The sequence below is a fragment of the Mesorhizobium sp. M0898 genome (genome assembly GCF_040319695.1).
Lineage (GTDB): Bacteria > Pseudomonadota > Alphaproteobacteria > Rhizobiales > Rhizobiaceae > Mesorhizobium.
This window is the reverse complement of sequence record NZ_JAMYOE010000036.1, coordinates 39,562-61,366: the sequence shown is the minus strand read 5'-3', so window position 1 is coordinate 61,366 and position 21,805 is coordinate 39,562. Positions and strand designations below refer to the sequence as shown.

20 protein-coding genes, 1 pseudogene and 1 riboswitch are annotated in these 21,805 nt (G+C 59.6%); of the genes and pseudogenes, 13 read left to right on the top strand and 8 right to left on the bottom strand.

The annotated features are described in order from the left end of the window. A partial coding sequence (locus NKH90_RS27070; protein ID WP_352822117.1) for an adenosine kinase occupies positions 1 to 486 on the top strand: 486 nt, incomplete at its 5' end. 32 nt (positions 487 to 518) lie between these two features. On the opposite strand, the gene NKH90_RS27065 is transcribed toward NKH90_RS27070, so the two are convergent. Beyond that, positions 519 to 1,193, bottom strand: a complete 675-nt coding sequence (locus NKH90_RS27065) for a transposase (RefSeq protein ID WP_352638041.1) — start codon at positions 1,191 to 1,193, stop codon at positions 519 to 521. Between the two features lie 289 nt (positions 1,194 to 1,482). Between NKH90_RS27065 and NKH90_RS27060 the strand changes: the two genes are divergently transcribed. Both NKH90_RS27060 and NKH90_RS27055 read left to right on the top strand, forming a co-directional pair. Then, the gene (locus NKH90_RS27060; protein WP_352822114.1) at positions 1,483 to 1,743 is read left to right on the top strand and encodes an MFS transporter; all 261 of its coding nucleotides are present in this window, start codon (positions 1,483 to 1,485) and stop codon (positions 1,741 to 1,743) included. A gap of 52 nt (positions 1,744 to 1,795) precedes the next feature. Beyond that, positions 1,796 to 2,629, top strand: a complete 834-nt coding sequence (locus NKH90_RS27055) for a helix-turn-helix transcriptional regulator (RefSeq protein ID WP_352515945.1) — start codon at positions 1,796 to 1,798, stop codon at positions 2,627 to 2,629. Between the two features lie 317 nt (positions 2,630 to 2,946). Here NKH90_RS27055 and NKH90_RS27050 read toward each other — a convergent pair whose 3' ends face one another. Beyond that, positions 2,947 to 3,201: a hypothetical protein gene (locus NKH90_RS27050; RefSeq protein ID WP_352822112.1), complete on the bottom strand. Its 255-nt coding sequence runs from the start codon at positions 3,199 to 3,201 to the stop codon at positions 2,947 to 2,949. A gap of 555 nt (positions 3,202 to 3,756) precedes the next feature. Beyond that, positions 3,757 to 3,957, top strand: a riboswitch (cobalamin riboswitch). A gap of 95 nt (positions 3,958 to 4,052) precedes the next feature. Between NKH90_RS27050 and metE the strand changes: the two genes are divergently transcribed. Next, positions 4,053 to 6,398: a 5-methyltetrahydropteroyltriglutamate--homocysteine S-methyltransferase gene (gene metE, locus NKH90_RS27045; protein ID WP_352822110.1), complete on the top strand. Its 2,346-nt coding sequence runs from the start codon at positions 4,053 to 4,055 to the stop codon at positions 6,396 to 6,398. 98 nt (positions 6,399 to 6,496) lie between these two features. On the opposite strand, the gene NKH90_RS27040 is transcribed toward metE, so the two are convergent. The 3 genes from NKH90_RS27040 to NKH90_RS27030 are packed head-to-tail and all read right to left on the bottom strand — an operon-like array spanning position 6,497 to position 8,937. Beyond that, entirely contained in the window at positions 6,497 to 6,715 is a 219-nt protein-coding gene (locus tag NKH90_RS27040; protein ID WP_352517525.1) for an FMN-binding negative transcriptional regulator, read from the bottom strand. Positions 6,716 to 6,749: 34 nt separating this feature from the next. Then, positions 6,750 to 7,652, bottom strand: a complete 903-nt coding sequence (locus NKH90_RS27035; RefSeq protein ID WP_352517524.1) for a dihydrodipicolinate synthase family protein — start codon at positions 7,650 to 7,652, stop codon at positions 6,750 to 6,752. 52 nt (positions 7,653 to 7,704) lie between these two features. After that, positions 7,705 to 8,937: a trans-sulfuration enzyme family protein gene (locus NKH90_RS27030; RefSeq protein WP_352822107.1), complete on the bottom strand. Its 1,233-nt coding sequence runs from the start codon at positions 8,935 to 8,937 to the stop codon at positions 7,705 to 7,707. Between the two features lie 83 nt (positions 8,938 to 9,020). Here NKH90_RS27030 and pdxR point away from each other — a divergent pair, with 83 nt between their 5' ends. From pdxR to NKH90_RS27005, 5 genes and pseudogenes are all read left to right on the top strand, one after another. Further along, entirely contained in the window at positions 9,021 to 10,517 is a 1,497-nt protein-coding gene (gene pdxR / locus NKH90_RS27025) for a MocR-like pyridoxine biosynthesis transcription factor PdxR (protein ID WP_502898880.1), read from the top strand. A 162-nt stretch (positions 10,518 to 10,679) separates the two neighbouring features. Continuing rightward, a pseudogene (locus NKH90_RS27020) lies at positions 10,680 to 10,775 on the top strand (MOSC domain-containing protein); the annotation flags it as partial. A 193-nt stretch (positions 10,776 to 10,968) separates the two neighbouring features. Next, positions 10,969 to 11,376 carry a B3/B4 domain-containing protein gene (locus NKH90_RS27015; RefSeq protein ID WP_352822104.1) on the top strand — a complete coding sequence of 136 codons (408 nt, stop codon included), beginning with the start codon at positions 10,969 to 10,971 and terminating at the stop codon, positions 11,374 to 11,376. A 44-nt stretch (positions 11,377 to 11,420) separates the two neighbouring features. Beyond that, entirely contained in the window at positions 11,421 to 11,942 is a 522-nt protein-coding gene (locus NKH90_RS27010) for a hypothetical protein (RefSeq protein ID WP_502898879.1), read from the top strand. Between the two features lie 191 nt (positions 11,943 to 12,133). Next, complete coding sequence (locus tag NKH90_RS27005) at positions 12,134 to 12,460, top strand: helix-turn-helix domain-containing protein (RefSeq protein ID WP_352822101.1); 327 nt, start codon at positions 12,134 to 12,136, stop codon at positions 12,458 to 12,460. A gap of 274 nt (positions 12,461 to 12,734) precedes the next feature. Here the strand turns inward: NKH90_RS27005 and NKH90_RS27000 are convergent, their stop codons facing one another. Beyond that, positions 12,735 to 13,790: a cytochrome-c peroxidase gene (locus NKH90_RS27000; protein ID WP_352822123.1), complete on the bottom strand. Its 1,056-nt coding sequence runs from the start codon at positions 13,788 to 13,790 to the stop codon at positions 12,735 to 12,737. A gap of 1,341 nt (positions 13,791 to 15,131) precedes the next feature. Here NKH90_RS27000 and NKH90_RS26995 point away from each other — a divergent pair. After that, positions 15,132 to 15,602: a Ros/MucR family transcriptional regulator gene (locus NKH90_RS26995; RefSeq protein WP_023679671.1), complete on the top strand. Its 471-nt coding sequence runs from the start codon at positions 15,132 to 15,134 to the stop codon at positions 15,600 to 15,602. A gap of 213 nt (positions 15,603 to 15,815) precedes the next feature. On the opposite strand, the gene NKH90_RS26990 is transcribed toward NKH90_RS26995, so the two are convergent. Then, the gene (locus NKH90_RS26990; RefSeq protein WP_023679670.1) at positions 15,816 to 16,028 is read right to left on the bottom strand and encodes a cold-shock protein; all 213 of its coding nucleotides are present in this window, start codon (positions 16,026 to 16,028) and stop codon (positions 15,816 to 15,818) included. Positions 16,029 to 16,373: 345 nt separating this feature from the next. On the opposite strand from NKH90_RS26990, the gene NKH90_RS26985 reads away from it, so the two are divergent. The 3 genes from NKH90_RS26985 (at position 16,374) to NKH90_RS26975 (ending at position 20,975) form a co-directional block, all read left to right on the top strand. Continuing rightward, complete coding sequence (locus NKH90_RS26985) at positions 16,374 to 16,628, top strand: hypothetical protein (RefSeq protein WP_352805403.1); 255 nt, start codon at positions 16,374 to 16,376, stop codon at positions 16,626 to 16,628. A 962-nt stretch (positions 16,629 to 17,590) separates the two neighbouring features. Next, positions 17,591 to 19,012, top strand: a complete 1,422-nt coding sequence (locus NKH90_RS26980) for a M16 family metallopeptidase (protein WP_352822098.1) — start codon at positions 17,591 to 17,593, stop codon at positions 19,010 to 19,012. Between the two features lie 505 nt (positions 19,013 to 19,517). Further along, positions 19,518 to 20,975, top strand: a complete 1,458-nt coding sequence (locus NKH90_RS26975; protein WP_352822121.1) for an NAD-dependent succinate-semialdehyde dehydrogenase — start codon at positions 19,518 to 19,520, stop codon at positions 20,973 to 20,975. A 371-nt stretch (positions 20,976 to 21,346) separates the two neighbouring features. On the opposite strand, the gene NKH90_RS26970 is transcribed toward NKH90_RS26975, so the two are convergent. After that, positions 21,347 to 21,676, bottom strand: coding sequence for a hypothetical protein (locus tag NKH90_RS26970; RefSeq protein WP_352822095.1), 330 nt, complete (start codon positions 21,674 to 21,676; stop codon positions 21,347 to 21,349). Positions 21,677 to 21,805: the final 129 nt, after the last annotated feature.

Here is a 21,805-nt window from a genome sequence, read left to right as displayed (position 1 = left end):
AGGCAGACGGCTAAGCTCGCCCACGCCGCCGGGCGCGAAGTGTCGATGACATTGTCGGACTCGTTCTGCGTCGATCGCTACCGCGTCGAATTCCTCGATCTGATGCGCTCCGGCATCGTCGACATCGTCTTTGCCAACAGCCACGAGATCAAGTCGCTCTACCAGACCGCTTCATTCGACGAGGCACTGGCCCAGATCCGCAAGGATTGCAAGATCGCCGCCGTCACCCGCTCGGAAAAGGGCTCGGTCATCGTGCGCGGCGACGAGACCGTCACCATCGAGGCGACCAGGATCCGCGAGCTGGTCGACACGACAGGCGCCGGCGACCTTTATGCCGCCGGCTTCCTCTACGGCTACACGCAAGGCCGCAGCCTGAAGCAGTGCGGCGATCTCGGCTCGCTGGCAGCCGGGCTGGTCATCCAGCAGATCGGCCCAAGGCCAAGGCAGAATCTGCGCCGAGAGGCCGAGCAGGCGATATTGCTGTAGGTGGGGAGCCAAGAACCAGCTGCCCACCCTTCTTAATCCAGCCCGAGCCTTTTCTTCAGTTCCGCATTCTCCTTGCGGAGACGATCGGCAAGCAGGCTCTTTAGCCGCTTGTTTTCTTCCTCGAGCGCGACGAGATCCTTCAGCCCGTCACTGTCCGCCGCCGGCGCCGCCGCCTTCTTCCAAAGATAATATGTCTGTTCCGAGATGCCGGCGTGCTTCACCGCACTCTTGAGAGTAGCGCCGCCGCCGATCGAGGTCTCGATCTGCGCCAGCTTCTGGGCACGATCCTTCGCGGAGTAGCTCTTTCGGCCTGTTCGCGCTGACGGCGGTGCTTCAGTGGCCGCGGATATCGGCTTGGCGCCGTTCTTGCGGGCAGGCGAGCTCGCCTCAGCTTCTGGCTTCCTCGACCGCCGCGCTCTCGCCTTCGGTTTTGGCGTTTCCGTTTTGTCTGCCGGTTCGCTAACTACTGCTGACTCGGTTTCCAGAGGATTGGCCATGAAATGCTCCACTCGCGGTTCGTGCAAAGGTTCAGCATCAAGGACCACTACAGTAGAGTCAACAAGCTGACGATTTAACGGCTCGACTTCCTTTGTTGTCTCGGCCATCGCCGCGGCGATGTCGAAATTGCCCCAGATGGAACGTGCGGATTTTTGATAATTGCGCTTTTGTTTGACTTCCACGGTGAATGGTCGCGTCTGCCGCCTCATAGTTCCTTCCTGAATAGGAGAATGAAGTCGCCGCTCGAATTTTTGGCGCTTCCTGCTTAGCGCGGAGCATTATCGTATAGCCGCTCAACGGGCAAGTGATGCCGGTCTTCGATGGCTGACCCATCTAGGGGATTTGAGCGGCTTCGCGCGTCCTGCGCATGCCTGTAAGGCCGCCAAGTTTTCTGGGTTAGCAGGCGCGCACTGTGGCAGCTTGGCTTGTACGGCGAGGCCATGGTTGAGTGAGGGCGAAATAAATCCAGCCCCGCGGTCAATCCCGAGGCTTCCCACAATGGCGAAGAGAACATCTTCACTCGTTCCTTTTGAGCACAAGACCTTCCGTTCGCTATGGTCGGCTGCACTCATTTCGAACCTTGGCACCCTAGTGGAAGGTGCGGCGGCAGCTTGGCTGATGACGAGCATCGCAGCAGTAATTTTTGATCGCCCATTCGTGCTGTGTACCAGCCCTGTGTCTTGCGCAAGTGGTCACGAACGGCTGCCGGAGCCTCGAAGACGCCCTAAAAACACATGCTGCGATTTTGAACACGCTTGATGTGTTAGATTAATTCATCCACAATGCGTGTGTTGAACACGCGAGGTGAGTTATGAACATGAAAGAGCTTAGGGTTCGACTGGGCATGACTCAAAAAGATTTGGCAGAGCAGATGGCAACGACGCAACAGACTGTGGCCCGTTGGGAAACAGGCAAAACGCAGTTGAACGTCGAGCAGATCAAGGACCTTTGTCTCACGTTGAAATGCACGGTCGAGGAGCTGCTGGGCTGGAAGATTGATGTCGAGGAGTGGCGCACGAGCCCGTTTGCAATTGCCGATGCCGAAACGCGATACGGCACGCTCAGAATCAAGACGACTGTTGGCAGCCGCCAATATCCTATCGATGAAAAGGCGCGTGAATCGATTTTACGTCAGTTGAAGGAACTTCATAATCTGCGTAGAAATAACACAAGCAGGCCATGGCTGTATTGTTGGAGCCTTGACAACAAAATACTCTTGATAAATCCGCAATATGTCCGCACCATTGAGCTTATCGGTGACGATGTAGAGGAGATGCCAGAGTATTATCATCCAGAAATCTATCGGGCTTTGGATGACTGGGATAAGGGTGAGGTTTCAGGAAAGCTGAAGAAAGAATGCGATGCCATCATCGCAGAGATGGGTGATCAGGAAGCCGTGCGCATGGCCTCCTATGTTCGCGTCACATATGACGACGGAGAAGATGAGTGGAACTTCTTGGATGAAGAAACCGCTACGACTTTCTTCGGATTGGAAGCTGCGACCTTTGACGTTCCCCAGTGTAGTTTCGCCGAAGTGGAGGAAGAAGGTTACTACCGAGCGCGATACGCCAACCTTGATCGCGTCGCGGTGATGGAGGTTCCAAGCGACCGTTATCATAGATTGACCGCGCCCGAGGAAGCTTAGAACCATCCACGAAGGGCGCATGTTACATCTCGACCTTGCGTGGTGCGTTTTCAGTACGAGATGACGTTAAGCGTAGGTAGTGGCAGGTAAGAGTGCTCGACCAGAAGCTCAACTGCCTCCTCAATATCGCTGCCGATGTGCCGCAGGACACGTCCACGGGAGCGTGGATAGGCGTGAAGTTCCTGCACTCCACGGTCCGCTCTCCCATCGCCGGTGTGTGCCCGACGCCATCTTGTGGACGAGCTTGGCCGCCTGCACCCGGTTGTATTCCGGCTTGCGGTCCGCCTGGGCGGTCCGCCGCGATGGCTATCTCCATGTCAATCGGCGCCGAACTTTGACTGCCCGCTGCTTTTGATGAATTTGGCGAGGTCCCGCGCATAATCACTCTTGGTCTTCTCCTTGAGGCCCTGTGTCGCGAACTTGTGGTCCAGCAGGGCAAACAGGTCAAAGTCCCCTTCCGCCTGTGGCGCTGGCTTGCCCTCACCGCCCTCGGCTTCCCAATTGGGGACCGCTTCTGCGCGCTGCACCGTGGCGATTGTCCGCCCAAGACGCATCACAAGATCGAACGCCAAACCGTGCGCGTGCACGACGATTTGCCGCTCAGGCCTCATTTGGACAGGACTTGAGCTGGCCCGGTGGTTTGAGCCGGGTTACCTTGAGCCGGTGGGCTGCGAACAAGCAGTTCGAGACATTGGCCTCGATCACTTCGCAACACGCCGCTGCGCCTGGCCTCGGTGTGCTCCCCCCGAAATCGTTGTGTCATATCACCGAGGGCATCACGGCCAACAGCTTCCACATGGGCAACAGCCTCGCCATTGAGCCGAATATGGTCGCGAGCAGATCACCAACGAAGCGGTCGGAACCTCGGAGCCGAAGTTCGACGCCGAGGTGGTTCGCATGATGCGCTAAGCAGCACCACGGCGCTTGCCGGTATGTTTGCTGCCGGCAGCCGACGAACTCCTATCCTCCTGGACAAGGGCGCCGTGCGTCATTGCTTTGATTTACCGGCCGCTCAAGGCTTCCACAGTTTTCGCTTTCGAGGCGACCTTTGGAACATGCCAACGGAAATTTAACATAACGACATAAACATTTCTTTATGCGGCGTTGACAGAGAAGCGAACTGCTGTAATTGTCTCCCGCGTCGTGGTTCTCCGTACGGCGCTGCCGCAGCGGAGCTAAGAGGGAAGCCGGTGCGATGCCGGCGCTGCCCCCGCAACTGTTAGCGGCGAGCCAACCCCACTCATGTCACTGAGGCGAATAGCCTTGGGAAGACGGGTAGAGGCTATGACCCCGCGAGCCAGGAGACCTGCCACGGCGAATTACGTCCACGGGCGGGGTGTCTCGGTGGCCGCTGCAGCCTGGCGTTCGTGCCGGCCTGCTAGCGCCTTCCTTGTCACCGACGCCCCAACCATCGGGGTCTGGCATGACTGTCTCTCAGCAAATTCCTGTAGCAACGCTCGGCGTGCCCCGCTTCGGTCGTCGGCGAGAACTGAAATTCGCGCTTGAAAGCTACTGGTCCGGAAAATCGTCCGCTGCCGACCTTCTCACGACGGCGAAGGCGCTCCGTGCCGCTAGCTGGGAGGAGCAACGCGATCGCGGCGTGTCGAAAATCCCGTCGAACGACTTCTCGCTTTACGACCATGTGCTCGACACCGCAGCCATGGTCGGCGCCCTTCCGTCCCGTTACGGCTGGAATGGCGGCGAGGTCCCACTCGACATCTACTTCGCTATGGCGCGCGGCAACCAAGGTCAGACGGAGGATTGTGGGCACGGTGGTCACCAGCATGCGGCTCATCGGCCTGGCGTAGCCGCGATGGAAATGACCAAGTGGTTTGACACCAACTATCACTACATTGTGCCGGAACTAGACGATGATCAGACGTTCGCTCTTTCGTCGACGAAGCCGGTTGATTACTTCCTCGAGGCTAAAGCCCTCGGCATTCACACACGCCCAGTCATCCTTGGACCGGTCACCTTCCTCAAGCTGGCTAAATCGCCTGCCGAAGGCTTCGATCCCATCGCGCTCCTACCACGGCTTCTGCCCGTCTACGAGCAACTCCTGCGGAGCTTGAAGCTGTCGGGCGCCGATTGGGTGCAGATCGATGAGCCAGCGCTTGTCCTCGATCTGAACCCGAACGAACGAGCTGCGTTCGAATTCGCCTATGGCCAGCTGTCGAAAGCCGCGCCCGAGCTGAAGATCATGCTGGCTACCTATTTCGGGCCGCTGGGAGACAATCTCGAAACCGCGGTTTCTCTGCCCCTGGCCGGGCTGCATATTGATCTCGTGCGCGCTCCCGGGCAGCTGGAAACGGTGGGTCGGCTCGCACCGAAGGATCTGGTGCTCTCGCTTGGCTTGATCGATGGCCGCAACGTCTGGCGTGCGAACCTGCCCGCCATTCTCGACCGCATCAAACCGATCGTCGCCGGCTGGCCCTTGGACCGCGTCGAGATCGCGCCTTCTTGCTCGATGCTGCATGTGCCGATCGACCTCCGCATGGAGACGGAACTCGACGCGGACATCAGGTCGTGGCTCGCCTTCGCGGCCCAGAAGACCCACGAGTTGGTGTTGCTTGCCCGGGCCCTGTCCCAAGGCAGGGATGCGGTGGCAGGCGCGTTGAAAGCGTCTGCCGAGGCTGCCGCCACTCGCGTGACATCCACGAAGATCCATGACCCGCTGGTTGAGGGGCGGATCGCCAGCATTGACGACAGCATGAAGCGACGAGAGAGCGCTTTTGCCGAGCGCTCCAGAGTCCAGGCCGGCACGCTCGGGCTGCCGCCGTTCCCGACGACGACCATCGGGTCCTTCCCGCAGACGCCGCAGGTACGCAGGGCGCGGGCCGCTCATGCGAAGGGCCAGCTGAGCTATGTCGACTACGAGACCTTCCTGAAGAAGGAGATCGAGGCTGCAATTCGCTGGCAGGAAGAGATCGGGCTGGACGTGCTGGTGCACGGTGAGTTCGAACGAAACGACATGGTACAGCATTTCGGCGAGCAGCTGTCCGGCTTCGCCTTCACCCAGCATGCCTGGGTGCAGAGCTATGGGTCGCGTTACGTGCGCCCCCCCATCATCTTCGGCGACGTATCGAGGCCCAATCCGATGACGCTGCGCTGGTGGCAGTTCGCCCAGTCGCTTACGGAAAACCCTGTGAAGGGAATGCTCACAGGCCCAGTGACCATTCTCAACTGGTCATTTGTTCGCGACGACGTACCCCGCTCCGAAGCATGCCGCCAGATCGCGCTCGCCATCCGCGACGAAGTGACGGATCTCGAATGGTCCGGCGCAAGGATGATCCAGATCGATGAGGCCGCGTTTCGCGAAGGATTGCCACTGCGCCAGTCTGATTGGAACGACTATCTCGACTGGGCTGTCGAATGCTTCCGGATCGCTTCAACGGGTGTAAAGGACGCGACTCAAATCCATACCCACATGTGCTATTCGGAGTTCAACGAGATCATCGACGCGATCGCTGAAATGGATGCGGATGTCATTTCGATTGAGACGTCGCGCTCGAAAATGGAACTGCTGGACGCCTTCACGAGCTCCAAATATCCGAATGAAATCGGGCCCGGAGTCTACGACATTCACTCACCACGGGTCCCGGAAGTCGGCGAGATTTCGGATCTCGTCATGCTTGCCCGCGAGCGACTGTCCGATGCCCAACTGTGGGTAAACCCGGACTGTGGCCTCAAAACCCGCAAGTGGGAGGAGGTCCGCCCTGCCCTCATGAACATGGTTGCTGCAGCACGCGCGCTCCGGGAGAAAGTGTAGGCCGGAAGGTTTCCTGGTTGCTCACCATGTGGTGAGTTACCGGCTGCCGCATGTCGGCTGTGAATGTGCCAAAACGCGATCACATCCTTTGAAATAAGTCACTCGAGTGAGAATGTGCACTTTCCTTCGGCACGTGTATTAATCGCGCAGGAGTAAAGGGTACCGTTTTCTCCCTGTGACGTGTCGAGTTCGAAGGGGATGTGATTGGCGTCGAGACCGCTCCGGCCATGGGTTATCAGCATGCCAAGTGCACTGTTCTCGATCAGTTCGTAGAGGACTTCTCGGCTCGGTTCATCGAAATGCGCGGGTACATACATGATAGTTCCTTTCACTGGCCGCCGGGTTCGCTATTCACCGGTTGACATCCGATGGCAAGCGTTCCAACGCGGCGGCGATCTGGCGCTTCGCTGCTGAGGGCAGAGGCAGGATGGGACGCGGGGGGTCGGCACGGCAAATCTCGAGCAATTCGGCAAGTGCATAGACGACGCGAAGGCTCGAGAACTCCTTGAAGAGGCTCCAGAGCGGCGCAAGCGTGGCATCGATCCGTCGCGCTTCGGCCGCATCGCCCTGTTGCGCCGCCGTGACGATCTTCACGCAGACCTCGGGCAGGATGCCGGCGAGGACGCTGTACCATGTGTCGGCGCCGGCGATCATGGCCTCTGCGGCGTTCCAGTCGCCGCTGTAGCCGATCGAGAACCCTTCCGGCACAGTGCGCCTCTGGTCGGCCAGATGGCTCTTGATCGCATCGCCCTTGTCTGTCGGATTCTTGATAGCGACGATCCCCCGCACCTTTGCCAGGCGGCTGACGAGTGCTGGGGTGAAACGGAAATGCGTCGTTCCTGGATTGTCGTAGATGACGATCGGAAGGCCACTTTCGCGCGCCACCGTGGAGAAATGTTCGAACACCTCGTCATCAGTGAGCGGGGTGTAAGAGGCGGCGGCAAGCAACCCCGCGGCAGCCCCAAGGGCCTTAGCGTCCTGCGCGAGCCTCACTGCTTCGTCGGTGCGCAGCGCGCCCACACCCACCACGACCGGCATTTGTCCCCCGGTTTCGTCCAAGGTCTCGGCGAGCGCCCGTCGCCGTTCCTCGCGCGTCAGATACATGTAGGTGCCGGTGCTGCCGAGAAGACCGATGGAGTCGACCTGAGCGGCGCCAAGCCGAGTAATCAGCCTGCGCAGAGCAACGGTATCGACGCGGCCGTCACGATCGGCGGGCGTGATGGGAAACGCGGAAAGACCGCTCAGGAATGCCATGGCAAGGCTCCAGGTTTGTGCGTGAGCGCAGGACTGGCCGGACGACAGGTCATCACAAGGCGTCCAGAGCCCGCCGCAGGTCGGCGATTAGGTCATCGACGTCTTCAAGACCCACCGAGAGACGCATGAGGTCCTCGCCGACTCCATCGGCCAGATGCGCATCCTTGCGGATCGGCTGACGAGCACGGGTCAGGCTTGCCGGATGATAGATGAGGCTGTCGGCATCGCCGAGGCTGACAGCCCGGGTGATCAGGTTGAGCCGGTCCATCATCCGCCGCGCGCCCTCGAACCCAGCGTGGAGGCCAAAGGCCAACATGCCCGACCCTTGGGACATCTGCTTTTGCGCCGTCACCTGATCAGGGTGCGAGTCGAGGAAGGGATAACTCACCCATGCCACCGCCGGGTGCGCCTCGAGCGCCTGAGCCACCGCAAGGGCAGTGGCGCTGTGCCGTTCCATGCGCAGCGTGAGCGTCTTCAGACCGCGCAGGATCAGGAAGGCTGACATGGGCGAGAGCGCTGCGCCGGTGATGTAGCGCAGGCCCGTTTCGTGCAGCGTGCGGAGCGTTTGCGCGTCGCCGAGAATCGCCCCGCCAAGGGCATCGCCGTGCCCATTGATGTATTTGGTCAGCGAGTGGAGCACGAGGTCTGCCCCATGTTCGAGCGGCCGCTGGAGCGCGGGGGAGGCGAAGGTGCTGTCGACTGCAATCTTTATACCGCGCGCGTGGGCGCGCTCGGCAATGGCAGCGATGTCGAGGATGCGGCTCAGCGGATTCACCGGCGTCTCGAAGAAAACAAGCCGGGTCCGCTCGGTGATCGCGGCATCGAGATTGTGAGGATCGGACAGGTCGACGGCGACGACCTTGATGCCGAAGCGGGGGACCGCCTGTTCGACCATGGCAAGCGTGTTCGCATAAAGCGTCCTGTGGACGATGAGTTCATCGCCTTGGGACAGGAGCGACAGGATCAGCGTCCCGAAAGCCGCCATCCCCGAGGCAACGACCAGACCTGCCTCGGCTCCTTCCAGATTGGCGAGCCGTTGCTCGAGGATCTCCGTCGTCGGATTGTATTCGCGCGCATAGAGCCTTCCGCCAAGCGCGGCGGCGGCCTCGTTCGCTGCCACGCTTTCGAATCCATAGGTCGAGGTCAAGAAGACTGGCGGCTGAACGGCATTGGAAAAGCCGGCGGGATCGTAGCCATGATGGATCGCCCGAGTGGCGAATCCGGGACCGGTGTCGTTGAGCGACCGCGTGAGAGCATCGGTTTCCGATTGATAGGAGCGGGTCATTCGGCCTCTAAGATCTTGCTTGGGTTTCCGAAAGATTGACGGCAAACTGGCCAATGTGAAATATCCAGTTGGCGATGAATGAAATGGTCCAGTCTTCAAGTGCCGGTTCTGCAGGTCGCACGCACGCGATGGGTGCACGCCAGATCTACGAGGCTCTTCGCGAGCAAATCCTCGGCGGCGTCTATGAAACCGGTAGTCAGCTGCCGTCCTCCCGAGGCCTCGCAAATAACCTTGGGGTTTCGCGAACGACGGTGACGGTCGCCTATGAGCAACTGACCGCGGAAGGTTTCATCGAAGTCCATCAAGGCGCACGACCTCGCGTTGCATCCTCGCTGAGCGGTCCTGAGACGAGCCGCACTGTCGCGAAACGAGTCGGCCCGGTTCATCTGTCCGCCTATGGCGAACGACTGCGCGTCACGCCGCCCTGGCCGGATTATCTGCCGACTGGACTGAAGGTCGATTTCCGCTATGGCGACCTGGCGCCGTCAGACTTCCCCGCATTGGTCTGGAAACGTGCGATGAACGAGGCGATGGGGCAGCGCCCGTTGCGTCTTGCCTATGACGATCCTCGCGGCTCGCGCCGGCTGCGCCAGGCGCTCCAGGGCTATCTCTGGCGCGCCCGAACCCTGAGCTGCGACCTCGAGCAGATCATCATCGTCAACGGTTCGCAGCAGGGCCTAGATCTGTGCGCTCGCCTGCTTCTCGATCCCGCCGACCGCTTCGTCATCGAGGACCCGTGCTATAGAATGGCGCGTCAGGTCTTTGCCAGTACGGGTGCCTCGCCCGTTCCGGTCACCGTCGACGAGGACGGGATGAAGACGGAGTTGCTGGCGGGGATCGGGGCACGACTGGCCTATGTCACGCCATCGCATCAGTTTCCGCTGGGCGGCGTCATGCCGATCGCGCGCCGCCATCAGCTTCTGGAATGGGCGCGGCACAACAACGCCTATGTGATCGAGGACGACTACGACAGCGAATATCGCTACGATATCAATCCGGTCCCTCCGCTGCACAGTCTTGAGGACCACGGGGCTGTCATCTACCTCGGCACGATCTCCAAAACGCTCTCGCCGATGCTGCGTATCGGCTATCTCGTCGTCCCGACGGAATTGCAGGAGGTCTTCGCTACCGCCAAACAATTCGCGGACCGGCATTCGCCGGTGGCTGAACAGGAGGCTCTGGCCTGTTTGATCGAGAGTGGCGGCTACGAAAGCCATGTGCGGCGTGTGCGCAGGCTGAACGGCGAGCGTCGGGAGACGTTGTTGGGCGCCTTGCGGCGCAGCTTCGGAGATCGCATCGCTGTCCAGGGAGCAGATGCCGGACTGCACGTCGCCGTTTGGTTCAACGACCTGCCGCGGTCGCAGGAAACGACCCTGGTCGAAGCCGCCCGAGGGGCGGGCCTGGGGCTGCACCTGATCTCGCCCCTTTACGAGCGGCAATCGGACGAAGGCCACATCGATCGCGTCGGGTTTGTCATGGGCTATGCCGCCTTGAGCATTCGGCAGATCGAGAAGGGCGTTGAGATCCTGCGAGCGGTTGTCAAGCAGGTGCAAGACGCGTTGCCGGGACACGGTGGCTAAAACGGCGGGGACGTGGCGTGCTGGCGAGGAAACCGACCCTTGGGCTGAACCGCATTTCGTTGCAAAGCCAACTGGACTGGGAATACGCCATGCAACTGGTGCTGTTGATCAGGCCAGTTTGGCGGCAGATTTTCGTGCGAGACAAATTTCCGAGAGCGATGCATGACCTGGCAAGGAAAGCTGCTTCACATCCATATCGCGCCTGCTGCCTCCTATGAAATGGAGGAGCTAGCGGAGGCGCAGCTTATTGCCGGCCGAGCGGGCTCGAGCACCCGCAAGACATAATCGACGATCTCTACCAGGCCTTGTCCACGGCCGAATGATGGAATTATCCAGCGCATGGTGCGGCATGCACTATGCCGATGCCAGAAGATCTGGACGCTCGACAAGCACCTTTCTTCAAACATTTCCCGAACGACCCGCAGCGCAAAGCCTCCCCATGAGAAAAGAGATGAGAAAAGAGCATCCCATGTCTTTCACGCCATTGATTGACCCCGAGATCAAGGCCCGCTACCCGGATTTTCATCTGATCAGCATTGCGGTGCGGAACGCTGAAATCGCCGTGCCGGATGCACAGGCGTTGAACGACACGATTGCGGCGGCGGAACAGGCGGCGCTTCGCGACGACGCCCAAAGGGACGCGCATCTTGCGGCGTGGGCCGTTGCCTACGAGGCTTTCGGCACAAAGGCCAATCGAACGCCGTGCTCGGCCGCCGCGCTTCTCAAGCGGGTGCGGAAAGATGGCTCTCTCCCGCGGATTTCCCCACTGGTTGATGCCTACAATGCCCTCAGCGTGTTGTATGGCGTTCCGATTGGCGGGGAAGATCTCGATCTCTACCAGGGGTCCCGAGACTTTTAATTGCGAAGGGAGCGGAGCCATTCGGCACGATCGAGCAAGGTGAAATGGTAACCGAGCATCCTGAACCGGGCGAAGTCATCTGGTGCGATGATGCCGGTGTCACGTGCCGCCGCTGGAACTGGCGGCAGGGGCGGCGCACCATGGTCACGGTCGATACCCGCGCCATGTGGCTCGTGCTGGAAGCCCTCGGCCCAATGTCAGCTAAACAGATGACGGCCACCGGAGAGCATCTGATGGGACTTATCCCAGCGTTGTGCCCGGGGTGCGCGAATCGAAACCGCGCGGATCGACGAGTCCACTACATCTCGTGTCCCTTAGGGCATGGCCCCACCTTCCGGAAAAACACCCCACTCAGCCCTGTCCGGATCTGGCGCTCCTTGCTCGCTCCGCTGGCCTACACAGTTGATTGCGAACGACCCAGAACGGCTCTCGAAAACGAGCGTCGAACGAAATCAGATCACTGCCTGTTCTTCCTTAGCGTTGTTTGGCGTACTTTTATCGCGATGCCTCCAGTGGGGATGGTCCAAATTGCGCAAGCTCGGTCGAGTGATCGCGGAGAAGCTTAATGTCGACTACATCGAAATTCATGGAGCGGTACGGACAACGGGTGCGAACCCGGGACGTCGTCCCGGTGTCGTCAGGCTCTCCCGTCCGACTGAGCCTCAGTTTTCTTCACGGCGCGAATACTCCTGAGGCCGCCCGGATTCTCGTTAAGAGACAGCTGCCGCTCAGGACGGCCCACGCGATACTCACGGAGATGGTCGATCACGGCAAGGCGTTCGTGACGGTTCCTTGCGTCGACCTATTGGCACTGAAGAATGAACTGTCGTCCGCAGGCGTGATCGCGAAGGTTCATGCGCCGCGGCCGATAAGTGTTCGCGAAGTCCGGGATCGCACGAAGCTCTCTCAGGAGGCATTCTCCGTGAGGTATGGCCTCGATCTGGCAACGCTTCGAAACTGGGAGCAAGGTCGCTCGAAACCGGATGCAGCGGCGAATACTCTCCTTTGGACCATCGCCCGGAATCCGGAAGCAGTCGAAGAATCGCTGGACATGGAGGACGGAGTGGCTGCCCCTTCGCCGTAAGGGGGCCGATCACTTCGGCGCGCGGCAATTCGGCCGCCAGCGCGATGGCCGGCCGCCGCGGTATCGACAGCGCGCGAGCCTCATGCGTCAGACGCCTTCCTTGGCATGTCGCACGCCAGATCCCAACATGATTCCATCGCAACCAGCTGGTGACGGAAGCAGTGTCTGCACTTTGGAAACGAGCCATTTGCGTTCTCATGGACGTCGCGACTCGTCTCGTCCAGTAAAAGTCGCAATCATTGTCAATTGCGATGTTCCGCAGTCAGCTGGCCGTTTATTTTCCTAAGATCTGCGTTATAGGCCGGGGTGTTGTCGCCGTTTCGGCGGGTAAGATGGGATAGGCGACCTCGGGTGCCTTTCCGGTCAGCGAGTTGAGGAAGGCAACAAGCAGGTCGACTTCTTCGTCCGCCAGTACCACGCCAAGCTGGGTGGTTCCCATGATGGCAACGGCCTGTTTCAGATCCCAAACCTTGCCCGAATGAAAGTATGGCGCGGTGAGTGCAACGTTGCGCAGCGGCGCCACGCGGAAAACATAGGAATCGTCGGCTGCATTGGTGACCGCAAATCGGCCCTTGTCTTTTTCCGGCAGGACCTCGGCGCTGGGCTGTTCCACGAGGCCGAATGGGTAATAGGCTTGCCCACCAACGTTGATACCGCCATGGCAGGACGAGCAGCCTTTGTCCATGAAAAGCGCCAGGCCCTGTTTCTGTTCGGAAGTCATGGCGGCGTCATCGCCATTCAGGAAGCTGTCGAAGGGGGCCGGCGTGACCAGTGTCGCCTCGAAGGCTTCGATTGCCTTGGCGAGGTTGTCGAAGGTGACCCGATCGGCTTCAGCCGGAAAAGCTGCATCGAACCACTCGACATATTGCGGCATGGACTTGAGCGTGGCGATGACTTGGCCCGGTGTATTGGCCATTTCGATGCCGGCTTGGACCGGTCCCTTCGCCTGAGCCTTCAGGTCTGCGGCACGACCATCCCAGAACTGGGCGATGTTGAAGACAGCGTTCAGTACAGTCGGCGCGTTGCGCTGTCCCTTCTGCCAACCATGGCCGATCGAGGTTTCATGATTGTCGTCGCCGCCGGTGGCCAAGTTGTGGCACGAGTTGCACGACAAGACGCCTGACGCCGAGACGCGTGGATCGAAGAACAGTGCCTTGCCGAGAGCGATCTTCTCCGGGGTGATCGGGTTGTTGGCGACTGCCCGCGTGGTGGGTGGCAAAGCCTTGAAAGTGGCCAGTGCCGTTTCTCTGAGGTCTGCGGGGATCGAATCGGCAGCAAAAGCGGTGGCTGTCAGCAAGGGGACAGCCATCGTACTGAATAGGATTTTCATAAATGATCTCGCTGCGTCGTGCACGCAGCCACTCTGGGATATGCGGCTCACGAACGCCCTGCGCTAGATCAGTTGCGGGAGAGGACGGGGTGGTCTGACACCTGTTTTTGCGGCAGAGCTTGGACCGTCCCGGAATTGAACGCTCTTCTCGATTGGATTTTGGGAGGCGGAGGATCGCTGCTCGGCAAGCGGCGGCGCCGGAGCCGTGCTCCGGTTCTCTCTGCGCCTTCTACCATGAAGAAATCGGGTCCGCCGCTGTCTCAGATTTCGGTTCGGGGTTATCTGTTCCGCTGCAGCTCTTGCTCGATTTCCGGCGTGCCTTCGCCAGATCGACGTTGGCCCAAACGATCCGCGATCGCGTCTTGTAGCACCCTTTGCGGGACAATCTTATTTTCGACTGTGGAGGGCCGTTTGGGGTGAGCGAAATTAGACGAATTTCAAAGGGCGCCCGAGTAGCTGTTTTGATTGGCTTGTGAGGCCTATAGCGTCCATCGAGCGAATATTGGCAGACGATGGAGCACAATTTTGGCTTCGTTATCATCTTGCTTCAATGGGACAACTGCTTTGCAATAACTACACGGCAATTTACCATCATGAATTTGAGAGAACCAAGTCCCACGCAGTGATTTTCACATCGGAAGCGTAGCAGTCCTGTCGCGATAAGCTGATTTAAAATACAACAAGATGATTAACATCGCCATAGGGCGCAAAATATTGTTTGTTCGCTATAGTACGCTTCAGATGCCGGCGAAATCTCGATACAATACCCTCGTCGGCGTCCCCGCTCCAGCCTCACATACGACTGCGACGCCTATATTTGCGCTTTTCCACTGCCCGACATGCAGGCAGCGAGCCATTGCATCGCGGAGGTTGCATCTTCCAATATGACGACCTGTTTCGCAAAGCGGAAAAGAGTCTTGCGCGCTGCGCTCGCAGGTTTTCGTCCGTTCTATGCATCAAAGCACGCCGTGAGGGCGGCTTCGTAGATCCGGTCTCTGCGATCTTCTGGCAATTCGTTGAGAAAATCAGCGGCCACTGCTCTGCCACCGATTTCACAGCCAAAGAGAGGATGGCGAACAGAAACAGCCCGCTTCGTTTCGAGATTACTGGTCGTCTGGCGCAAAGCTTACGGCCGAGACGCGCCTGAAAATGCGCAAGCACCGCGGCAGGTCGCCAACAACGGAACGCATCAACGGTCATGACGGCGCGATACCGCGCTATAGATCTCGCTGCTGGACGAGCATCGCAATAACCCTGTCGAGACCTTGGTTGCTTTCAGCGGCGACCGCCACTATGAAGCGACGCTTCGCCGACTGTGTTTCACGCCGCCTGGAGAGTTTCATGACAGAAGAAGCCGAAAAAAACATCGACACCCTCATCGAGCTCACGGCCGATGTCGTCTCAGCCTATGTCTCCAACAATCCGATCCCGGTGGGGGATCTCCCTGCCCTCATCGGCCAAGTGCACGCGGCTCTGAAAGGGACGGCGGAAGGTGTCTCTGCAAAAGAGCCGGTTGCCCTTACGCCTGCAGTCCCGATCAGGAAGTCGGTGACACCGGACTACATCATCTCCCTTGAAGACGGGAAGAAATTCAAATCGCTAAAGCGCCATCTGTCGACCCACTATGGGCTGACGCCGGATGGATATCGGGCCAAATGGGGCCTACCGGCGGATTATCCCATGGTCGCGCCGAACTACGCCGCGGCGCGCTCGTCATTGGCCAAGACAATGGGGCTCGGCCGCAAACCGAAAGCGCCGGAAGCGCCGGAGCCGGCGCCGACGAAGCGAACCCGCAAGAAGGTCGCGGCTTGATTTCGGCAATGGAGATTCGTTCTGGAGCGTTGCAGCCATCGGCTTAATCTGCGCGTCATATAAAAAGGCGGGGCCAACCCCGCCTTCCTTTCAAACAACTTTGTTTCATGAGGAATTCGCGACGCCTGCAGCAATCTGCTGCCCTCAGTTTTTGCTCGCTCCTATCGGCCGTGAGGACCTCCGGACCTACGCGCCCACTCTTGCCAGGACGTTTCAACCAGCTTTGCTGAGGCTGCCAGCGGAGGATTTGCCGGTGCGGCGATCCTGCTCGATCTCATAGTTGATCTTCTGGCCGTCAGCGAGGGTCGAGAGGCCCGCACGTTCGACAGCCGAAATGTGGACGAAAACATCCGGACCGCCATTGTCGGGCTGGATAAATCCAAACCCCTTGGTGCTGTTGAACCACTTTACCGTTCCAGTAGGCATATACGTGTTCCTCCTTAACAATTGCAACGTGGGCAGGCCATTAGGCCTGCCCGACTCATAGCCGAGACTTGGGCGCAGCAAAAAGCGAAAAATTGTTAAGCCCCGATCAGCTGGCGCACTCCATTTTGGCCGTAGTCGCCAGCAAGCAGTGTCCTTCACTACCGCTCGAGCATGGCCGGAAGCGCCCGATCCTTCCAACGCTCCTCAGCGCCACGTCTATGGCTGGTGCTTGGAGGCACGGGACGTAAGGCCGACCGCTGCTCGTGCCGCCAGGTCAAAGGCCGGGTGGTTCACGGAGCTACCTTCGTGCATAACGGCTTGGCAAGCGCTTGAAGGAGTTTCGAATTGGATTGTTTCAAGAGGGTCGAGGAGTTAATCGATGCCACCAGCGTGGAAGCGATCGATAACGCGCGCGTTTTGCTGGACCAGTTCAAGGGCAAGTCAGAAACAATCGCCCAAGCGATCGATGACTTCCTACTTGATTTCATGACCTTGCTGTTTGTGGTAGAAGCTACCCGCGAGCGGTTCCACAATCCGGCGAGGCGGTTGGCGCGTATCAGATTGAGCAGGATCAGGCTGTTACTCACCCGATGCTCTTGACCTAAGGGACCACGCCGCCAGCGATGCGTTTGCAGCCGCAAAGAAGGCAAAATCTGTTCGCCGGCAAACCGAGCACAGCCAGGCGGTATTTACGCAGATGAATTCGATCGCGACCGCCAAATTCTCCTGTTTGGTACCCAGCGACGACGGCAAGCGCGGACACCTTCCGTGCTGCTGTCCTCCAGCGACAAACGTGCCTGCATGCCCCCATCCACGGCGAGCTCGACGGTTGTTTCTTACGTTTGACCAAGGTCCCGCGCAAACACTCCCCTTTCCCGCAGCAACTCATCAGGCTCAACGGCCTCGCGGCAGGCGCATTACGCCAGAAGCGCGCAACCGCATCGTTTTTTCCGGCCCGAGTCCTACGATCTTCGTTTTCCAGCGCCTCGCGGATATCGCCCAACTCGCCGATCTTTGATCAGATCCGTCTTCGCGCGCGAGCAGGCTCCGCGCTCGAGTTGGCTGGGCTGCTCACGCCTCTGCCCTTCAGCATCGACCCGGTCTGGCTGTCGAGGACAGGGTTCCGCTGGGGCGACCAACATCTCCATTCTCACCGTCAGTGCAGCGGCCATTCGAAGCGCATCCTATACCCCTCCCCCGGCAGCGCGCCCAATCGTCTTCCGAACGAAGAAGATATTCTCAGCCGCGCGCGCGTCGCGTTCGGCCCTGTCCGATGTCCGACAATGTCGGATGCGCAACATGGCAGAGCCCGATTTGTCCACATGCCTCGAACGGTTTTCTGATCTGGCACGGTGCATGCTTGGCTTTCGCAAGGCCGTCGCGGACCAAGGAGAATCCGTCCAATGATCACTTCACCAAGAAATACTGCCGCAGGTCTCCTGGGTCCATCCAAAGATGAGGCTCGAGTAAGGCCTGGCACCATGAAGAGCTTATTCATCTGGCTCGGCGCTGCCCGCCGATCCTCCCACGCAGGGAGACGGGGACGCAGCGCCTTCATCAAAATGAGGAACAAATCACGTTGCCTCGAACCTTGCCTTTCGACCAGCCACCACAACCGGAGCCATCGATCGTCCGCCTGGCTGCGCAACGCGTTCATTGCCACCGCGCTGGCCCTGGTGACGACCGCTCCGGCTCTGGCCGCCACCGACGGCGGCAAGGTGACCGATTTCCTGCTCGACAACGGCATGGAAGTGGTCGTCATCCCCGATCACCGCGCGCCGATCGTCACTCATATGGTCTGGTACAAGATCGGCAGCGCCGACGAGCCACCCGGCAAATCCGGCCTTGCCCATTTCCTCAAGCATCTGATGTTCAAGGCGACGATCAACCACGCCGCCGGCGAGTTCGACCGAGCCGTCTCAGCCATTGGCGGCTACAATAACGCCTTCACCGCCTATGACTACACCACCTTCCTCGAGACGGTGGCGCCCTCGGCGTTGGGTGAGATGATGGGCTTCGAGGCCGATCGCATGTTCAACCTCATCCTCAACGAGGATGATATCAAGACCGAGCGCGACGTGATCCTGGAGGAGCGCCGTTGGCACAGAGAGACGAACCCGCAGGCTCTGCTGGACGAGGAGGTCAACGCGACGTTGCGGCAGAACCAGCCCTACCGCATTCCGGTCATCGGCTGGATGCAGGAGATGGAGAAGCTGAACGGCACCGACGCATTCACCATCTACAACAAATACTACCGACCGAACAACGCCGTGCTGGTGGTGGCCGGCGACGTAGAGCCTGAGACGGTGAAGGCGCTGGCCGAGAAGACCTATGGCAAGGTTGTGCGCGGGCCGGACCTGCCCCCGCGCAACCGTTCGGTCGAGCCGGAGCAGAACACCAGGCGCACAGTGACGCTGACCGATGCGCGCGTTTCGGTGCCGAGCTTTTCCACTCAATGGGTGGTGCCGTCCTATCATACGGCAGAGCCCGGCGAGGCCGAGGCGCTCGACCTGCTGGCCGAGATCCTCGGCGGCGGTAACCGCAGCCGGCTATATCAGGAACTTGTCGTCAAGCAAGGCATAGCCTCGGCGGCAGGCGCCTCCTTCCAGGGCACCATGCTAGACGACACCAATTTCACCATCTCCGGCTCGCCGCGCGGCGATGCAAAGCTCGTCGATCTCGAAGCGGCGGCCGTTGCCGAAGTCGCCCGGATCGCCAAGGATGGCGTCACCAGCGACGAGCTGGACAAGGCCAAAGACCGCTATATCCGCTCGGTGATTTTTGCGCACGACGAGCTGGACCACATCGCCAACATTTATGGCAAGACGCTCACCACCGGTGGCAATGTGAAGGACGTGCTCGAGAGACCGGACCGCGTCCGCAAGGTCACCACCGACGAGGTCAAGGCGGTCGCCGCGCGTTATCTGGTGCTCGACCATTCGACGACAGGCTATCTTTTGCCGCAGCAACAGGCGGGGAATTGATCATGAGCTCCATCACCATGCAAATGCGCCGGCCGGTCTTCCTTCGGCGCGCCTTCGCCACCCTGTTCCTCTCCATCCTCTTTCTCATCTTGCGGGCGCTCGCCGGGTAAACGGATCTGTTTAAAGCCGCGAGGAGCGGTTTCAGGCCTTGCCAGGCATTTGCCGGTTCAGGCGTCATTATTGGGGTGCGCTCCTCCTCAGGCCAGCCTCTCTTCGAGTCGATAGAGTCGCCGATTGGTGGTCCGCAGATTGTAGGCGCAGGCCACCAGCATCCACTCGGCGCGGCTGGCGAAGCCGACGTCCGTTGTTCAATCGTTCGACTAGTAGAACCGCGAGGCATCTTCTAGCGTATTCAGGTATTCTCCCCTTCCAGTTGGGTACCGTGGTCTACCAGCTGTCTGGCCGAGGCCCTATAAGGAACCCGGACGTCGCGGAGTACACACCGCACCTGCTATATATACCTGCTGCGTTGAGGAGGAATCCGGTATTGCCCCTGTGCCTGCCGATGATCCGTCACCTGACATCCCCCGACCTGTTTGGACCCATTGATCGCCTGCCGGCACTTGGCACGCGGATTAGCGAGCGGACATTCGAGGTCCTCAACCCGTCGACTGGCGAAGTGCTGGCAGAACTACCCGACATGGGTGTCGAGGAGACATGCGCTGCGATCGACAAGGCCTATGTCGCGCAGCCTGGATGGGCAGGGTTGACCGCACGTGAGCGCAGCGACGTTCTATGGCGATGGCATCAGTTGATCATCGATCACGCCGACGATCTCGCCGCGATTCTCACCGCGGAGATGGGCAAGCCGCTTGCCGAAGCCAAGTCGGAGATATCGCATGCTGCGGCGTATCTGCAATGGTACGCCGAGGAGGCCAATCGCGTCTATGGCGAGACGATCTCCGCACCATCGATGGACCGCCGAATGCTGGTAATCAAGCAGCCCATCGGAGTTGTTGGCACGATAACGCCATGGAATTTCCCGGCCTCGATGGTGGCGCGCAAAATCTCGCCAGCCTTGGCGGCGGGCTGCACGATCGTCCTCAAGCCCGCTGAACAGACGCCGCTCGTGGCGGGAGCAATGTTCGCCCTCGCCCATCAGGCTGGCTTTCCCGAAGGCGTCGTCAACCTGATCTATGCGTCCGAAGGTGACGCGGTCGGCCGCGAACTTTGTACCAATCCCAAGGTCCGCAAGATCAGCTTCACCGGGTCGACTGAGATCGGGCGCCTTCTCATGCGCCAGTGCTCGGACCAGATCAAAAAAGTCAGCCTTGAGCTCGGCGGCAATGCACCTTTCATCGTCTTCGATGATGCCGATATCGATGCCGCGGTTGACGGTGCGATCCAGGGGAAGTTCCGCAATGCCGGCCAGACCTGCGTTTCGGCGAACCGCCTTTACGTCCAGTCGGGCGTTCACGACGAGTTCGTCGAGAAATTCTTGCAACGGGCTCGCCAACTTCAAGTTGGTGACGGTTTCGCTCCCGGAGTGGACATCGGACCGCTCATCGACAAGCACGCTTTGGCCAAGATCGAATCCCATATTGCCGATGCCGTCGCAAAAGGCGGCGCAATTCAATGCGGGGGCAAACGTATCGGCACGAATGGCACGTTTTTCCAACCGACAGTCCTGACCGGTGTCTCCAGCGAGATGACCGTCGCGCAAGACGAGACATTCGGGCCGCTGGCACCGATTATTCGCTTCAAAGATGCGGATCAGGTCGTGCGTGAGGCCAACGACACGATCTACGGCCTCGCGGCCTACTTTTATGCCTCCAACCTGAAGCGTGTCTGGCGTGTGGCCGAGGCCTTGGAATATGGAATGGTCGGGGTAAATACCGGCCGGATGTCTTCAGAAGCGGCGCCGTTCGGTGGGATAAAACAGTCCGGCATCGGGCGGGAGGGATCCCGCCATGGCCTCGAGGACTACCTAGAAATGAAATATCTCTGCATGGGCGGCATCTGAATTTTCGGCTTGCAGGGTTCACAGCCGGGTAACCTAGCGAGCGATCTCCAAATATGTGAATTGTAGGATCGCTCCTCGATTGGGAACTGAGGGGCGGCTCCGTACCCGAGCAAACACGCAATCCTGAAGGAGCACCCTGGCTGGACTTATCTCTCGACGAGACAAGCGTCTGCATTGTCGGCGAAGAGGCGTGCATGTGACGGAGGATACGCTTGCGAGGGATTTGGCGGCCCTCGCCGACTATCTTCAGGCGACGGGCTGTCGTTGCGCGGGTATGGTTGGAAGCTTGTGCACCATCGCGATCGTGAACGCTGGTTGTGCGCAATATCCGGTTTCTGGGGCAGAATTTTGAACCTGCTACCTTCCGATTGTCAGTAGCTCAGTTGTTCTTCGGCCGACTGCCGCGCCGGTACAGGCTCGGACAGAATCGAAGATACCATCAGGCAGGCATTCGCATTCGACATTTCCGGTGATCGGCGCACGATCCAGGGCGCGCCAGGTTGACCAAGCGCCTCGAACCGCATGACAGTCTTGACCGGCTGGAGGACGGAAAATCCCGCGATGCCGAAGAGGTTGGTCAGCGCAGTCGAGCCCACACGGCATTTGCGGCACGAAACAGCAAGGGCTGGGAAGCGATCAGCCGAGCGGTCCTCGAAGGCGCGGGCCAGGGTGTCGACGATGCGTTGGTTCAGGTCCGCCAATCTGGTCTCTACCCTCTGATAGCGGCTTCGGTCGCCAGTGACAGCGAGTAAAGATATTTGGCATCATCGGCTTTGATTGCCGCGCAGATCTGGTCGAGATTGGGATAGCTCACTGGCGCACCTTTGGGC

Coding starts and splice junctions, on each gene's coding strand:
- NKH90_RS26975 (WP_352822121.1), top strand. CDS start 19,518: ATGATCCGTCACCTGACATCCCCCGACCTGTTTGGACCCATTGATCGC.
- NKH90_RS26980 (WP_352822098.1), top strand. CDS start 17,591: ATGAGGAACAAATCACGTTGCCTCGAACCTTGCCTTTCGACCAGCCAC.
- NKH90_RS27000 (WP_352822123.1), bottom strand. CDS start 13,790: ATGAAAATCCTATTCAGTACGATGGCTGTCCCCTTGCTGACAGCCACC.
- NKH90_RS27040 (WP_352517525.1), bottom strand. CDS start 6,715: ATGTATGTACCCGCGCATTTCGATGAACCGAGCCGAGAAGTCCTCTAC.
- NKH90_RS27015 (WP_352822104.1), top strand. CDS start 10,969: ATGAGAAAAGAGCATCCCATGTCTTTCACGCCATTGATTGACCCCGAG.
- NKH90_RS27060 (WP_352822114.1), top strand. CDS start 1,483: ATGGCGAAGAGAACATCTTCACTCGTTCCTTTTGAGCACAAGACCTTC.
- NKH90_RS27055 (WP_352515945.1), top strand. CDS start 1,796: ATGAACATGAAAGAGCTTAGGGTTCGACTGGGCATGACTCAAAAAGAT.
- NKH90_RS26995 (WP_023679671.1), top strand. CDS start 15,132: ATGACAGAAGAAGCCGAAAAAAACATCGACACCCTCATCGAGCTCACG.
- NKH90_RS27065 (WP_352638041.1), bottom strand. CDS start 1,193: ATGAGGCGGCAGACGCGACCATTCACCGTGGAAGTCAAACAAAAGCGC.
- NKH90_RS27005 (WP_352822101.1), top strand. CDS start 12,134: ATGGTCGATCACGGCAAGGCGTTCGTGACGGTTCCTTGCGTCGACCTA.
- NKH90_RS27035 (WP_352517524.1), bottom strand. CDS start 7,652: ATGGCATTCCTGAGCGGTCTTTCCGCGTTTCCCATCACGCCCGCCGAT.
- pdxR (WP_502898880.1), top strand. CDS start 9,021: ATGGTCCAGTCTTCAAGTGCCGGTTCTGCAGGTCGCACGCACGCGATG.
- NKH90_RS27030 (WP_352822107.1), bottom strand. CDS start 8,937: ATGACCCGCTCCTATCAATCGGAAACCGATGCTCTCACGCGGTCGCTC.
- metE (WP_352822110.1), top strand. CDS start 4,053: ATGACTGTCTCTCAGCAAATTCCTGTAGCAACGCTCGGCGTGCCCCGC.
- NKH90_RS27010 (WP_502898879.1), top strand. CDS start 11,421: ATGGTAACCGAGCATCCTGAACCGGGCGAAGTCATCTGGTGCGATGAT.
- NKH90_RS26990 (WP_023679670.1), bottom strand. CDS start 16,028: ATGCCTACTGGAACGGTAAAGTGGTTCAACAGCACCAAGGGGTTTGGA.